General features: G+C 35.4%; 14 protein-coding genes. 6 read left to right on the top strand and 8 right to left on the bottom strand.

What is annotated here, in order from left to right; translation table 11 throughout:
* The first annotated feature begins 7 nt into the window (after window positions 1-7).
* Window positions 8-1,702, top strand: a complete 1,695-nt coding sequence (locus tag ACKI2W_RS07335) for a glycosyltransferase (protein WP_407380721.1) — start codon at window positions 8-10, stop codon at window positions 1,700-1,702.
* A 27-nt stretch (window positions 1,703-1,729) separates the two neighbouring features.
* Here ACKI2W_RS07335 and mmp11 read toward each other — a convergent pair whose 3' ends face one another.
* From mmp11 to hacA, 7 genes are all read right to left on the bottom strand, one after another.
* On the bottom strand, window positions 1,730-2,668 hold the full coding sequence (gene mmp11 / locus ACKI2W_RS07330) for a methanogenesis marker protein 11 (RefSeq protein WP_407380719.1): 939 nt from the start codon (window positions 2,666-2,668) through the stop codon (window positions 1,730-1,732).
* Window positions 2,669-2,677: 9 nt separating this feature from the next.
* On the bottom strand, window positions 2,678-3,094 hold the full coding sequence (ribH, locus tag ACKI2W_RS07325) for a 6,7-dimethyl-8-ribityllumazine synthase (RefSeq protein ID WP_149731868.1): 417 nt from the start codon (window positions 3,092-3,094) through the stop codon (window positions 2,678-2,680).
* A 166-nt stretch (window positions 3,095-3,260) separates the two neighbouring features.
* A complete protein-coding gene (locus tag ACKI2W_RS07320; RefSeq protein WP_407380717.1) occupies window positions 3,261-4,658 on the bottom strand; it encodes a hypothetical protein in 1,398 nt (465 codons plus the stop codon).
* A gap of 18 nt (window positions 4,659-4,676) precedes the next feature.
* Complete coding sequence (locus tag ACKI2W_RS07315; RefSeq protein WP_407380715.1) at window positions 4,677-6,281, bottom strand: glycosyltransferase; 1,605 nt, start codon at window positions 6,279-6,281, stop codon at window positions 4,677-4,679.
* Between the two features lie 9 nt (window positions 6,282-6,290).
* The gene (locus tag ACKI2W_RS07310) at window positions 6,291-7,301 is read right to left on the bottom strand and encodes an isocitrate/isopropylmalate family dehydrogenase (RefSeq protein WP_407380713.1); all 1,011 of its coding nucleotides are present in this window, start codon (window positions 7,299-7,301) and stop codon (window positions 6,291-6,293) included.
* On the bottom strand, window positions 7,273-7,755 hold the full coding sequence (locus ACKI2W_RS07305) for a 3-isopropylmalate dehydratase small subunit (protein WP_407380711.1): 483 nt from the start codon (window positions 7,753-7,755) through the stop codon (window positions 7,273-7,275). The genes ACKI2W_RS07310 and ACKI2W_RS07305 overlap by 29 nt, the downstream gene beginning before the upstream one ends.
* A 5-nt stretch (window positions 7,756-7,760) precedes the next feature.
* Window positions 7,761-9,008: a homoaconitase large subunit gene (gene hacA, locus ACKI2W_RS07300; protein WP_407380709.1), complete on the bottom strand. Its 1,248-nt coding sequence runs from the start codon at window positions 9,006-9,008 to the stop codon at window positions 7,761-7,763.
* Between the two features lie 243 nt (window positions 9,009-9,251).
* Between hacA and ACKI2W_RS07295 the strand changes: the two genes are divergently transcribed.
* The 5 genes from ACKI2W_RS07295 to ACKI2W_RS07275 all read left to right on the top strand — a co-directional run bounded on the left by ACKI2W_RS07295 (window position 9,252) and on the right by ACKI2W_RS07275 (window position 14,401).
* Window positions 9,252-9,956, top strand: a complete 705-nt coding sequence (locus ACKI2W_RS07295; protein WP_407380707.1) for a hypothetical protein — start codon at window positions 9,252-9,254, stop codon at window positions 9,954-9,956.
* Between the two features lie 197 nt (window positions 9,957-10,153).
* The gene (locus ACKI2W_RS07290) at window positions 10,154-11,380 is read left to right on the top strand and encodes a DUF2264 domain-containing protein (protein ID WP_407380705.1); all 1,227 of its coding nucleotides are present in this window, start codon (window positions 10,154-10,156) and stop codon (window positions 11,378-11,380) included.
* Window positions 11,381-11,388: 8 nt separating this feature from the next.
* Window positions 11,389-12,543, top strand: a complete 1,155-nt coding sequence (locus ACKI2W_RS07285; protein WP_407380703.1) for a glycosyltransferase — start codon at window positions 11,389-11,391, stop codon at window positions 12,541-12,543.
* A gap of 9 nt (window positions 12,544-12,552) precedes the next feature.
* Window positions 12,553-13,275, top strand: a complete 723-nt coding sequence (locus ACKI2W_RS07280; RefSeq protein ID WP_407380701.1) for a class I SAM-dependent methyltransferase — start codon at window positions 12,553-12,555, stop codon at window positions 13,273-13,275.
* A gap of 4 nt (window positions 13,276-13,279) precedes the next feature.
* Entirely contained in the window at window positions 13,280-14,401 is a 1,122-nt protein-coding gene (locus ACKI2W_RS07275; protein WP_407380699.1) for a polysaccharide pyruvyl transferase family protein, read from the top strand.
* Here the strand turns inward: ACKI2W_RS07275 and ACKI2W_RS07270 are convergent.
* Window positions 14,388-15,249 (bottom strand): nucleotide sugar dehydrogenase (locus tag ACKI2W_RS07270; RefSeq protein ID WP_407380697.1); only part of this gene is annotated, 862 nt, incomplete at its 5' end. The two genes, ACKI2W_RS07275 and ACKI2W_RS07270, sit on opposite strands and share 14 nt — an antisense overlap.

The raw sequence follows: 15,249 nt of genomic DNA, 5'->3' as shown, positions 1-15,249 counted from the left end.
TGAAAAATTGTCTTGGTTATTTGTTATTCTTGCATTTTTGCTTGCCAGTATAAAAACATCCAAACCTAAGTACCAGAAGGTTTCTGTTATTATACCTGCTTACAATGAAGAAAATACAGTAGCTAGGGTGGTTGATGTTGTAAAATCCGTTTCATTCGTTGATGAGATAATAGTTGTCAATGACGGGTCTTCAGATAACACAGCCCAGGAAGCCAGTAATGCAGGAGCTATTGTAATTAATCATGAAGTCAATAAGGGTAAGGGTGAAGCGCTTCATACCGGATATAAGAATGCTGAATGTGATATCATTGCTTTTATTGATGCGGATATTCATAATTTAACATCTAAAAAGGTCGAATCAATGATTAAACCGATCTTGCTTGGAAAGACGGATATTACCAAGACCAAATTCGCACGTGAAAGTGGAAGGGTTACTGAACTCACTGCAAAACCGTTATTAAACTTCTTTTTCCCGGAAATTTCATTTGAACAGCCGTTAAGCGGTCAGTTTGCAGCCCGTAAGGAAATATTGAAAAAAATTAATTTTGAAAAGGATTATGGTGTTGATGTAGGTATTGTTATTGATGCTAATATTTTAGGCATTTCCATTATGGAGGTCGATATCGGTGCAATAGAGCATGACATGTCTCCATTGGCTGATTTAAACATCATGGCTAATGAGGTTGTAAGAACAATTATGAACCGTGCCAACAAGTACGGCAGGGTAACGATGATTGATGATATAGGATATTATATCCGTATGTCTATTGTAGGTTTATCTTTGGTTATTTTAGGTTTATTCATGATATTTTTCGTCAAATTCATACCTTTATCCATAGGAGTCATAATTACTCTTATTGGAATAATTCTTGCTGTTTATTATATAATAAAGGTTATTATCCAGTCCATCATAATGTATCGGAAAACTCCTAGAGCCAGTTTATTCAAGTCTTTCATCAGAATTCATTTCCCGTTAATCATATCGATGGTTCTCTTGCTTCTGATGCTTTCAACCTTTTTGGGAGCGGCCACATTTGAAAACGGTGCAATTTCCATCGAGCCTAACTCCAGAAATTTAATTATATTTACAGACCAGAACAGTGACAATACAGTTTCAGTAAGGGGACCCTACACCGTGGACTCCGCAATTGAAAATGAATCTGATATACTAAGGATGCCGTCAGATGCAATGATGACGCTTGGCGTTAAAGCAAATGACACGATTGTTGTAAATGGTGTATCTTACATCATCGAGGATACAAGAAACTTTGAACCGGATATATTAAGACTTCCTTTAGACGTAAAGAATACCATTGATGTCGATGACGGAGATATCATTCAAAATAGTCGTCTTGCCGATATTTTCGAAAAATCAACCATATATCACAGTATAGATGGTGAAAACGTATCTGTAATTGAAAAATTCGACATCCAATCAAGACAAACAGGCGGTTGGACTTATGAAGTTGTAGTAGACAATACTTCAATCGGATATTCCACAGGTTTGTTCAATGAAAATCAAAGCTATTCAGTCTTTGCAGACAATTCCTATTTGGGTTCCTTTTCATATTCAGACGGAACAATAAACAATCAGAATTATACATATGGCGATCATTACATTGAGTTGAAATTCACCTACATGAATTCTTCATCAATAAAACAGTTCGGCAATGATTACTTTGTTGATATGTATTTCACTTAAATAGATAAATGAGAGAGAAAAATCTCTCTATTTTTTGTCATAAGCTTTTACAGCTTCTTCCACATCATTATATAAACCTAAAGCTGCAAGAGCACCAACTTTACCTTGCTCACCGGTAACTGCTATCAGTTCAATGCCTAAATCACGAGCGGTCGCTTCAGCCGTTTCGACATCCATCATACTGGATTTTGTTGCAATTGAATATTCCCTTAGCTTTTCCGGTATTTCAAGACCTTCCAAAATAGCTATTGCAGTCTTGTCAGATAAGGTATCTCTTTTAAGAATTTCAATAACTCTATTGATTAACTCTTCTTTCTTTTCGCTTTCAACAGCAAAAGTGAGTGCAATGGAAACGCAGTTTTGAGTTTTATGCGGATTATGTGGATATAACTGGACAATAATATGGTCAAGGTATTCAAAACCTTCACTAGCTAATTCAACACCTAAGTTATGTGCCATTGTCCATGTTGCACCTGCATCTTTCACATCCGTGTCATCAACACCGATAACGACTTTTTCAAGTTTTGGTGTCACTACGGTTGCTCTTCCCTCTTTAGAGCCTCCGCCAGACTTTATGAGCTCGATGTATTTGACTCCTTTACCCATTCCTCTACACATTCCGGCTCCAACGCCAGCACCGGCCAGGCCTGCATGCGTTACCTTAACTTCATCATCAACTATTTTGATTTCATCTATTCCGGCAGCATTGAAACTGGCCTTCAAATCAAGAGGAGCAGATCCGACATGACATGAATAGACATGTTTGTTGCCGTCACGATAAGCGTCATCAATCAGTTCTGAATTGTTTTTGTATTGATGCAGTAACCAGTGGGAGCCTGAAATACATGGGTGATATTCGACAATCTCTACTTTGTCGCCGTCAACCATTGTAAGTACCTTTTCGTATGGTGCAACCCATGGGTCTGAAAATTTTTCTTTTAACTCTTCAGGTTTTAGAATTTCCATATAATCATCTTAAATTTCTTTTAATCTGTCACACATTTTAATAGCAGCTTCTACAGCACTTTTAGCGTTTTTAACACGTCTGTGCGCATCTAATCTGGTCATACCTGGACCGGTAATACCTAAAGCTACTGGAGTGTCATATTCTAAAGCCAAATCAGCTATTTTACGTGAAGCATGCTGAGCAACAATCTGATCGTGGTCGGTAGCGCCTTCAATTACAGCACCTAAGGTGATAATAGCATCGTATTCACCTTTTTGTAATAATTTTTTAATGACAAGAGGCATATCGAAAACACCTGGAACTGCCACTACTTTTGTAATTTCACAATCTCTATTTTTAGCTTCAGCTGTAGCTAATTCTAACATCATTTGTGTAATATCATAATTGAATTCTGCAACGACTGCAGCAATTTCGTATTTAACCATATTTTAATCCTCCATTTAAAAAATCTATGCAAATATTAAGAGTAAGAAACCAGCAACCCCACTTAATACCATAATGATTATGATAAAGAGTGCAGCTAATTGCATTCTACTAAGTTTTTTCATAATAAAAATCTCCTTAAATTATAATTAATATAACATTTTTAAGTTATTTAAATTTTTTTCCAATATTTCTGAAATTTTTTGTAAGCTTCCAACTGTTTGAGTTAATAATTTCTGAATTTTCATTTTCCAATTTCTGAATTTTTCTGTTCAGTTCACTGATTCGGGATTCGTAAACACTGTCCTTTTCAAATTCTCTCTCACACACTTCAATTAACTCTATAATCTTTTGCGTTAACTCGGTCAATCTTTCTTTTTTATACACATCTTCAACAACGTCATGACGTAATTTAATCGGCAGCTTGGTTTTTTCACTCATTATAAAGTTTAAGGTGTTCATATTTTCATATAAATCATTTATTGGGGATTTATATTCAATATCCAGTTTTGACATTTCACTGTCTTTTTCGCATATCGCCCAAATTGTCGTGTCACTACCTTTGTAATCGGATATTTTCGATGGAAGATATGGATTTTTAATGAAATGTCCTTTTGTATAGCTGTCTTCAACTATCAGCACGTCAAATTTTGTTGTAAGGTTTAAAAACTCCAGATAATCAACGTTATTGTTAAAGGTAGTTTTTTCCAGCAGTTCTCTGCTTAAGACCTGTTCGAATAATGTTCTGTTCGGGCTGAATATATGCAATCTGATTTTTTCCCTGTATTTGTCATAAACACTATCAAATGCATTAATGAAGTCTTCTAAAGCCCTGTTTGAAAAAATAACTCCGAAATAAGCGAAGTTAACATAATTGTCATCCAACTGATAGCTGCTTTCCTTTATATGATAATATTTCTCATCCAGTGTCGGATGCGGTGAAATGGTGGTTTTTTCATTCACTAGGTCTTCCACCTTATGGTTCAGCGTATCCATCATCACGTCTTTCTGGCTTTCATTGGTAAATATTATCTCATCTGCAAAAATAAACGTCAGATATTCACAAATGCAGTTAATATCCATATCTGAACTAATTAACTCTAAGTTTTTCTCTTTTAGAATGGTGTTAATCTTATTGATGTATTCCTCATCTTCAAGCTTTCCGCTCAGATGCCTGTTTCCAAAGGTGTATATTAACGGATCTGAAAACTCCGCTCTCCAATAAGTTTCGGGATTATTCAGCTTATACTCTAGTGCCAGGAAATGGGAATGAACGAAGTTGGCTCTGCTGTAAATCCTGTCATAGCCATTGATTAGTTTAATGCCTTCATTTATGAAGTTTTTAATATTGTTCCAGTCTGTTGAGAAGTTTGATTCGACAACATATTTTTTTCCGACATATTCGTTGACATACGTTTCAAGTGTAAAGTCCCTGTTCATTTCATCCAAACTTGCACAGATAACATCCACGGTATTTTTTTCGGTTAATATTCTTTTTGCAACAACATTGCTTGTAGTGGTGTTTATCGGGCTAAATGCATAGGATATAATCAGTTCATTTTTCATATTCTAGCCTCATTTTAGTTAAATATAATAAATATCAAAGCATTCCTTATTTAAATCATTAATCTTTCTGTTAAATAAAACATTTGTATAGTCATCTGTAATGTCAATCCTGAACTTGTCTTTTGACTGTTTTATTCCGTAACTTTTGTTGAGGTATTTATAATGCAGAATTGCCCTTTCGATGAAATCATTGTCCAGCCCATCATCTGCAATGATGTAATATTCACTGTCAACATGAGCTAAAAATTCATCAACGCTGCTGAAAATTAAAACGTCATTAATTTCTAGCTTTTTATCGCAAATAATAACCAATTTCTTGTCTTTATATTGGATTTCACCGAATTTTTCAATAATATCATCAATATTTATGTCATTTGCATCAAACACTATACTTATTTCATTTGATTTTTCTTTATATGGGAAATTAATGGTGTCCAATATATATTTCCAGCGTTCAGAATATGTATGACTTTTTAACACTGTATAAAGGTTATTCAATCTTTTATCATCATAGTTCTCATTTAAATTTGGAAAATCATCATTTTCAACAATAAATACATTGTCTTCAAATATTCTTTCCATAGCTTTAGAATAATTGCTGATTATGTTTGTATTACAAAGAGCGAGTTCAAAAACTCTTCTTGCAAACATAGTATTTGATTCGGTAATCGTATTAATATTTATGGCCCAATTCAGCTGTTTATAGATTTTAGCAGTGTCCTTATAGTCAATTGGGGGATTTGTGTATTTTTTGTATTTTTCCGGATATCCGATATGTGGAATGTCCTCATAGTATGTTCTGTCATAAATCTTAAGGTCAATATCTTGAGAAATTATTTTATCGAAAATCATGTCCATCTTTTTCATGCGGTTTTCATGGTGCTTATAATATGACCCCGCAAAGACGACCTCGCAAATGCTGTCGTCTGTAAACTTCAATGGATTAAAAAGCTTCGGCTGTCCTGCAAACATCAACGGATAAACATTTTCTATATTAAAATCTTTTTTATAGTTTTCAACCATTTCTTCTGCTGATGTAAATACATAGTCAAATCTGCTTGCAGTGTCTGTGAAAAACTCTCCTGTGGCTCTGTAATAGATAGGATCTTCCTTATTCCAGAATATGGTTGGGATATTGTTCTTTTTACAGTAATCCAAAATTTCAAAAAGGATTGTCCTGTTTTCGCCTTCCCCATCTATTTTTTCTACTTTTCCGGACCACACTCTATTCTGGCCATTGCAGTATCCGTGCCAGGTGGATTCACAGAAGAATATGTCAGGCTTTTCTTTTTCAAACTTCTCATACCAGTTTTCAGGCATTATTTCAACAATTTCAAACTCGAATTTGAAAGAGTCGTGAGTAAACTGGTCAGAGATTAATGCCACCTTTATTTCGTCAATGAATTTCAACTCATCATTATTTTCTTCAGCTTTTTTGTCTTTCCTATATTTATCCCATAGTTTATAGGCTTTACTGGATTTGAAATGCTCATTTTCTTTTTTAATTTTATCATATCTGGACTTTAAGCTAGCATTGTCTTTTTTAACTTTTTCCAATTGATTTTCCACTTCAAACAGTTCGTATTTTTTAGACAAATACTTTTCCTTATAATTCTGAGTCATATTCTAATCCTATAATAAATTAATTATTTCTTCTGTAACTTCTTTTGTGGTTGAATTTCCGCCCAAATCGCCGGTTAATACTTTTCCTTCGCTTAAAAGTTTTAAAATGGCGTTGTCCAGTCTGTCTGCAGATTCATTTTCTTCAAGGTATCTGAGCATCATCACGGCAGACAGCATCATTGCAATCGGATTGGCGATTCCTTTTCCTGCAATGTCTGGAGCTGAACCGTGCACTGGTTCAAATAATGCTCCGTCACTTCCAATATTTGCGGAAGGTATCAGTCCAAGTCCGCCAACTAGGCCTGCGCCTTCATCTGACAGTATGTCGCCAAACAGGTTGGTTGTAACAATCACTTCAAAGCTTTCAGGCTGGGTAATGAGATACATTGCAGTTGCATCCACATAGAAATCCTCTTTTTTAATGTCAGGGTATCTTTCTCCCACTTCATAAAAGATTTCCTTAAATAAACCATCACTTTTCTTTAAAACATTTGCTTTGTGAACTCCTGTAACCTTGGATTTGTCATTGTCCTGGGCATATTTGAATGCATAGTCTATAATTCTTTCTTCAGCTTCCCGGGTAATTACACGTTTTGCAGTAGCCCCATCTTCGGTAATTTCCTCTTTATCTGCAATATATAATCCTTCAGTGTTTTCACGAACAATCATGAAATCAATGTCATCCGCCAGGGAATTGGTGTTGGGATAGGACTTAACAGGCCTTAGATTAGCAAACATCTTCATTTCCTGACGCAGTTTAACAATAACGTCTGCTGCAGTCTCACCGGCAGCACCAAACAGGCATGCATCACTGTCCCTTACAATGTCAATTGTTTCCTGAGGCAGTGCATTTCCTGTTTTTTCCAAGCACTCATCACCGGCTTCACCATAAACATAATCAAAATCAATATCTAAGTTGTTTAAAACATTAATGGTAGCTTCCATTACTTCACGGCCAATTCCGTCACCAGGAACGACTGCAATTTTATATTTATTCTCTTTTGTCTTTGAGGTACTCAATTAACCCACCTTTTTCAAGTATTTCCAACATAAATGGAGGTAATTTCTTGAACGTAATAATTTCACCATTTTTAGCTGTAATGGTTCCTTCATCCATATCTACTTCAATTTCCTCTCCATTTTCAATAAGATTCGTGATTCCCGGAGCTTCAAGAAGAGGAACGCCAACGTTTGTTGCATTCCGGTAGAATATTCTTGCAAATGACTCAGCTATTACCGCTGAAATTCCAACGCCCTTTATTGCAATCGGCGCATGCTCACGGGAAGATCCGCAACCGAAATTTTTTCCTGCAACTATAAAATCTCCTTTTTCACATTTTTCGCTAAATTTATCATCCAATCCTTCCATGCAGTGCTTTGATAATCTTTCTTCATCAGTATAAATCAGATATCTTCCGGGAAGAATGATGTCTGTATCAATGTCATTTCCAAATTTCCATGCAGTTCCTTTCATATTATTCACTCCGGTGCAACAATTCTTCCTTCAATCGCAGAAGCGGCAGCAACTGCGGCAGAGGATAAATAAACTTTACCGTCAGGCGAACCCTGTCTGCCTTTGAAATTCCTATTTGAAGTTGAAAGGCTCACTTCACCGGGACCTATAATTCCGGTATGTCCTCCAAGGCATGGTCCACAGCAGGGAGCAGAAACTAATGCTCCGGCATCCACAAATATTCTGATTAATCCTTCGTCTAAAGCTTTTGAGTAAACTTCTTTTGATGCCGGAATAACCAACATTCTTGTGCCTTTGGCAACACGTTTTCCTTTCAGAATCTTTGCCGCATCTCTCAGGTCACTGATTCTTCCGTTCGTACAGGAGCCTAAAAATACCTGGTCAATTTCCTCATCCACTTCGCTTACAGCTTTCACGTTATCAACATTATTCGGACAAGCTACCTGAGGTTCCAAGTCACTAACATCAATGTCTATAATATTAAGTGAATCTGCGTTCAAATCGGTTTTAAATATTTTATAAGGTTTTTTGGAATGTTTTTCAACATATTCCACTGTTTTTTTATCAGGTTCCACCAGACCGGTTTTTCCGCCCATCTCAATGGCCATGTTACATAAAACCATTCTGTCAGATACACTCATGTCCTTAACGGTATCTCCTGCAAACTCGCATGCTTTATATGTTGAACCGTCAGCTCCAACCTGACCTATAATATTCAGAATAACGTCTTTAGCATAAACATTATCTTTCAATTCGCCCGTAATTTCAAAACGGTTTGTTTCGGGAACTTTAAACCATAAATTACCTTCAGCGAAAACCATGGCCATATCAGTTGAACCTATACCTGTTGAAAAGGCTCCCAAAGCACCATGGGTACATGTATGTGAATCAGCACCTACAATAACTTCTCCAGGTACAACATGACCCAATTCAGGCAGTATCTGATGGCAAACACCGGCATTAACGTCATAAAAGTTTTCAATACCATGTTTTTCTACAAATTTTCTCATGATTATATGATTATTGGCTGAGTCGATGGAATCTGCCGGGACCTGATGATCAAAGGGTATAACAATTTTTGATGAATCCCATACCTTATCAACACCAATCTTTTCAAAGGATTCGACCGCAAGAGGTCCGGTTAAATCATGGGTCATTGCAACATCAATATTTGCAATAATAATGTCGCCGGCTTCCACTTTATCTTTACCTGATGCTCTAGCCAATATTTTTTCAGACATCGTACTTGACATATTAATAAAACCTCATAGTAATGATTAATATTTTGTCTTACATTCTATTTAAATTTTGAAAAAAAGAAGAATTATCAATTTATTTTGTTATATTGTCTCATATTTAATTTAATAAGATTTCAATTCTTGAAATCAAGAAATTTTCCTGCATTATTTGGATTCCGGATGCAGTTCAAAATCCATATATATAGAATAAATGTAATATATTACTAACATATACATAGTGAATGGAGGTGGAAAAGTATGGACAAAAAATATATTGGAATAATAACGTTATTATGCATATTTCTAATCTCTGGAAGTTATGCAATTATTAATACGGGATTGGGCGATTTTGTTGTACAGGATGATTCATCTGATAATGTAACTTCACCCAATAATCAGATAGCTATAGTAAATGATTCAGAAAAAGTTTCATTAACTACTCTTGCAGACACGTTAAATTTAGATAAAAATTCTGGAAAAGAGATTTCTGATGATAGCAGTAAATTAAATGCAAATTACACACCTAAAAAATACTTTGTCCCGTATAAGGATATAGCTAATATGACTTATGATTATTTTGACCACATTAATCAAAAAGAAACTGTAGACAGAGTCATTCAGGCAATTAATTTCGTGCCAACAGATGACATGAGAAATATTCCTGGAACAAATATCTACGTTAAAAAATCAGTTGATTATACGGACATATATACTCAGTGTATTTGTGGAGGTTTCATCCCGTTCGGAAATGTTACTAAAGCACTTCCTGAAGAAGCTATTTGTCCTGACGCTTGCGGAGTACAGGTTTCAGATGGTACCTACTCCAATCAGTACACTTATGAGGAAGCATTGGAAATCTGGAATGAGAATCCTCACCGTGTAGTTGATCAGCAGCATTTGGACGGTTTGGATAAGCCAAACATTAATTTAGAGGAATCACAATTTCCTCCTCAAATAGCTTAGACTTTATCAGATTATGGAAGATTTTTCTCTTCCATTTTTAATATTTTTTTGAAAAAGACCTATTAAATGAAAACTAGCGCCATTAATCGAAAGTTGACAAGCAATTATCCTTTTTTTTATATAAATTCAAATATAATCGAAAAAATTATAACGGAAACTGACTTTTGAGATTAATATAATCATAAATTTATTATAATATGTCAAACAAAATATTTCTCATGAGTAAGTTCTTTGGAAGATTTAAAAAAGAAGAAATTCCTGTTATGGAAGAACAGGTTCCTGTTTGGGAAGATAGAATTTTTTGGGTAGAAACTTTACAGAAAATAGCTTTACCTGTATTAATGAACCTTAAAAAGGATTCCTTAAGAAAAAATATGATTATAGAGTCCAGCAGTCCGGAAGGTGAAAAATTCGCTTATCTTGAAGCTTTTGCTCGTGTATTTAACGGCATTGCACCTTGGTTGGAACTGGGACCGGATGAATCTGAAGAAGGTAGATTACGTGAAAAATACATTGACTTAACTATTAAGGCTATTTCCACTGCCGTTAATCCAAAAAAGAATGATTACATATTATACACCGAACCTAAACAGTCTTTGGTTGACATGGCATTATTCGCCCAGGGTTTGCTCCGTTCAAAAAATCAAATCTGGCTAAACTTACCGATGGATGTTCAGGCAAAAGTCACTGAAGAGCTTAAAAATACAAGAATCATTGCTCCTTATGAGAATCACTGGCTTTTATACACTTCAATGATTGAAGCAGCCCTTCTGGAATTCACCGGAGAGTGTGATATGGAACGTCTGGTTTACGCCGTTCATAAGTTCAGGGATGAATGGTATATTGGCGATGCGATTTATGCAGACGGACCGGAATTTACTAAAAATTACTATAACAGTTTTATTATTCACCCAATGCTCAATGACATTTTAATGGTAATGAGAAAATACAGATTGCCTGACGGTGAATTCTTGGATGTACAATTCATGAGGTCTTCAAGGCTGGCTTCACAATTGGAAAGGTACATATCTCCTGAAGGAACTTTTCCGGTTATAGGAAAATCAATCAGTTATCGTACCGGAGTTTTCCACACATTGTCACAGGTTGCCCTGCTTAGAATTTTACCTAGAAATATTGAAGTTGCCCAAGTCAGGTCAGCTTTAACAAAAGTTTTAAGAAACATTTTTGAAGGTAATCAGAATTTTACCAACGGTGGATGGTTGTTATTGGGTTTCAATGGTCATCAGGTCGACATTGCTGAAAGTGATATAAACACTGGAAGCTTATATATTTGCTGTTCAATATTTTTGGCTTTGGGACTTGATTCAAATGATCCGTTCTGGTCTGATGAGTTTGCTGAATGGACTTCCCTTAAAGCATGGAACGGACATGTGACTAATAAAGATCAATCCATTGATTTTTAGGTGTTTTGATGTTTAAGTTCGTCAAAGATTTATTTAATAAACATAAATCTTTAGATTACAGTGATTTAAAAAACATTAATATAGCTTACGTGCTGGCTAATTTTCCGTCACTTTCACAGACTTTTGTAATTAATGAAATCAGATGGCTGGTCGAAAACGGGTATAATATTAAAGTAATTTCATTTTCAACACCTGACGTTGCTGCAAATTTGGACTTTGAAGTTGAAAATATCCGTTTCGATGAAAATGCCGATTGCCATGAAGATTTAGTCAATAATTTAGAAAGGATACTGATTGAAAATGACATTCAATTGATTCACACTCACTTTGTTTATCCGATAGGCACAGTATTTATCCATCCTATGATAGACAATCTGAAGATACCTTTTACAATTTTCGCTCATGCGGCGGATATTTTTAGATATTGGGTCGATGAAGCAAATAATGTAGGGGCAATTTCTCAAAACGAGTACTGTAAGGCAATATTCACCTTAGGCAATTTTCATAAGAACTATCTGATGGAACGTGATGTTTTAGAAGAAAAGATTGTCATCACCAAACAGGCAAGCAACTATGACATTGAAGAGATAGAGTTAAACAGCAACAATCCAAAAAAGATAGTGTCAATTTGCAGATACACTGAAAAGAAAGGCTTGGATGATTTGATTGATATAGCCAAGCTACTTGAAAATGAAAATTGTGAATTTTCCGTTTACGGCTTCGGTGAATTAAAAGAGGAGCTTCAAAATAAGGTTAAAGAGCTTAACCTTTCAAATATCACAATCAATGATGAGCTTAAGGGTGCAGCTGAAGTCAAGAAAGTGCTGAGGCAATCTGATTTGCTGGTTTCACCATGTAAACGTGCAAGCGACGGTGATATGGACGGCATTCCAACAATCCTTTTTGAAGCTATGGGTTATGGAACGCCTGTATTGACAACCGATGTTTCTTCAATACCTGAAATCATAGATGATGGCGTTAACGGATTTATTGTTGAAGCTAATAATAAAGAGGCTTTTAAAGATAGAATTAATGAGATAATGGCTTTAGATGAAGATGAACTGTTAAAAATAAGGAAAAAGGCTCAGGAAGACGTTCAGGAAATATCCGGCGTAGACAAAACAATGGAAATTGTAACCAATACTTGGAAAAATATTAAGTAGGAAATCAACATGAATTTTAAGAACAAATTACTGTCCCAAAGCAACCAGTTTAAATTTTATAAAGAAAATTATGAACTGCTTCTCAATGAAAATAATATTTTAAAAGAAGAAAATGCCATTTTAAAGCAAACTCAGGCTGATAAGAATATGTTCAAGCGGAAAATCAGAGGATCTTCCGGCGATGTTGGCAAAACCGTTTTTCTTGATTGGGTTTTGAATAATGTTGAGCGAAGTGAAAGGATTCTGGATGTCGGTTTTGGCGGCGGAGTTTACGGCAAAATCCTAAAGGCATTTTATTACGAGAATATTGACGGCGTCGATGCATGGCCTGAAAACATCAATGAGATGGGTTTGAACTTTATTTATGATAATATTTTCATTGAAAACGTAATGGATTTTGAATTTGAAAAATATGATCTGATCATAATGGGCGATGTGTTGGAACACATATCATTGGAAGACAGTAAAACTCTTTTGAACAGATTCATCAACGGAAAGGCTTCAAAATTATTTATTCAAGTTCCCTATATGTATGAAAACCATCATGAATGGCAGGGAAATCCTTTTGAAGTTCACCTTCAGGACGAAATAGATGATGATTATATGAAAAGGGAATTTCCATTTCTAGAACTGCTTCAGATAGACACCGTACCGGCACAAATGACATATCTTGGAAGGCAAACAGGTGAGGATACCTACTGTGCAACCTATGTATGGTTTGAAGATAGGTGATTTTATGAAATATGGATTAATATGCTATAATTACTTGGAAAATGTGGGCAATGAAATTCAAAGCATAGCCGCCCGCAGATTTTTACCTGAAGTGGACTATTATGTTGACTTTAATAACTTATCGGAATTTAGAGCGGATGAAGAATTCAAAATGATTATGAATGCATGGTATCTTCACGATAAGAAGTCATGGCCACCTGTTGATGAGAATATTAATCCTTTACTGATTGCAATGCATTTAAATACTAACAATCAGAATACTCCTGAGGCGTTCCTGTCTGATGAAAGCAGGGACTTCTTAACAAAATACGGTCCTGTCGGTGCAAGGGATCCCTTAACCCAGGAATTTCTTAAGTCAAACGGCATCGATTCATATTTTTCAGGATGTCTTACTTTAACGCTTAAAGGCAATCCTGATGTTGAAAAAGAGGATTACATTGTTTTAGTTGATGTGTCCGATGATGTCGTATCCTTTGTCAGAAGCAAAACCGATAAGCAAATCTATGTAGTATCCCAGGGTCTTCCGACAGATTTGAATAAGCGCAAATTAACTAAAAAATATCATTTTTTAGAGGACAGGATTTATACGAGCCGGGAGAAATTCTTCTATGGCGAATGCCTTTTAAACTTATATCAGAGGGCCAGCTGCGTAATCACCAAAAGGCTTCATGTGGCTTTGCCTTGCCTGGCTTTGGAAACGCCGGTTTTATTAATTAATGACGATATAATTAACGGTGAAATAAGATTTTCCGGATTCAAGGAATGGTTTGATTTCATTACGCTGGACGAATACAAAGCAAATTACAATATATTCGACGTCAATAACCCGCCGGAAAATAGAAAGGATTATCTGAAATATAGAAAAAATTTAATCAGCACTGTTAAGGACTTTACAGGCCATGAAAATCCGAGTTTCAATACCTTTGACTATAATGAGTTTTCCACATTATTTTTATCAAAACTGAATAATTATCTTAATGAAACCAACCGCTATGTATTCACTTTGGAAGATAGAATAAGTGAACTTGAAAGTCAGATTCAAGCTCAAAATGAACTGATTAACCAAATGGAAAATTCTAATAGCTGGAAGTTAACGAAACCTTTAAGAAACATCAGGAATCGTTAAGTTCATATAAATTTCCATAGTTATATAACTTAATATTATCTGGAACTTCTTCAATAATGTTTTTAGTATCGAAAAGTATTGTTTTTTCATGAATCAAATCATAATCCAGATTTTTAAATTCATTGTGGTCACATAATATTAAAATCAGGTCTGCTCTGTCCACAGCTTCTTTAAAGCTTACAAAGTCAGGATTGTCTATATGAGGATCGTGTATGGCTATTTCATAGTCCTTTTCTAGATTGGCTATGATTTCATAGGCAGGACTTTCCCTGTCGTCTCCGGTATTTCCCTTATATGAAACACCAAGAACAGCAATCTTACCCTCTGAAATAATTTTTCTAACGTTATCACATACAAATTCAGGCATTGAATTGTTTGTATCCCTTGAAAGCTTTATTATCTTAGCAGTCTGTGGCGCTTTAGCATAAATAAAGTAAGGGTCAATAGCTAGGCAGTGTCCGCCAACACCAGGACCAGGTGAATGTAAGTTAACTCTTGGATGTTTATTTGCCATTTCAATAACATCCAATGCATTGACTCCAATTTCAGCACAGATTTTAGCAAGTTCATTTGCAAGAGCAATATTAACATCTCTGAAAGTGTTTTCCATACATTTTGATAACTCTGCAGTTTTTGCTTCTGTTAACATCAAGTCTCCTTCAACGAACTGTCCATAAACTTCACTTGCCTTTCGGGCACATTCTGGTGTTACTCCGCCGATTATACGGTCATTATGGATTAGCTCTTCAATTATCCTTCCTGGCAATACTCTTTCAGGACAATGTGCAAGATATAAATCTTTGCCTATTGTAAATCCTGCTTTTTCAAAAATCGGTTTTATGGTTTCA

Source organism: Methanobrevibacter sp. (genome assembly GCF_045603845.1).
Lineage (GTDB): Archaea > Methanobacteriota > Methanobacteria > Methanobacteriales > Methanobacteriaceae > Methanocatella.
Note: the sequence above shows the minus strand (reverse complement) of the source record. Positions and strands in the feature narration are given on the sequence as shown.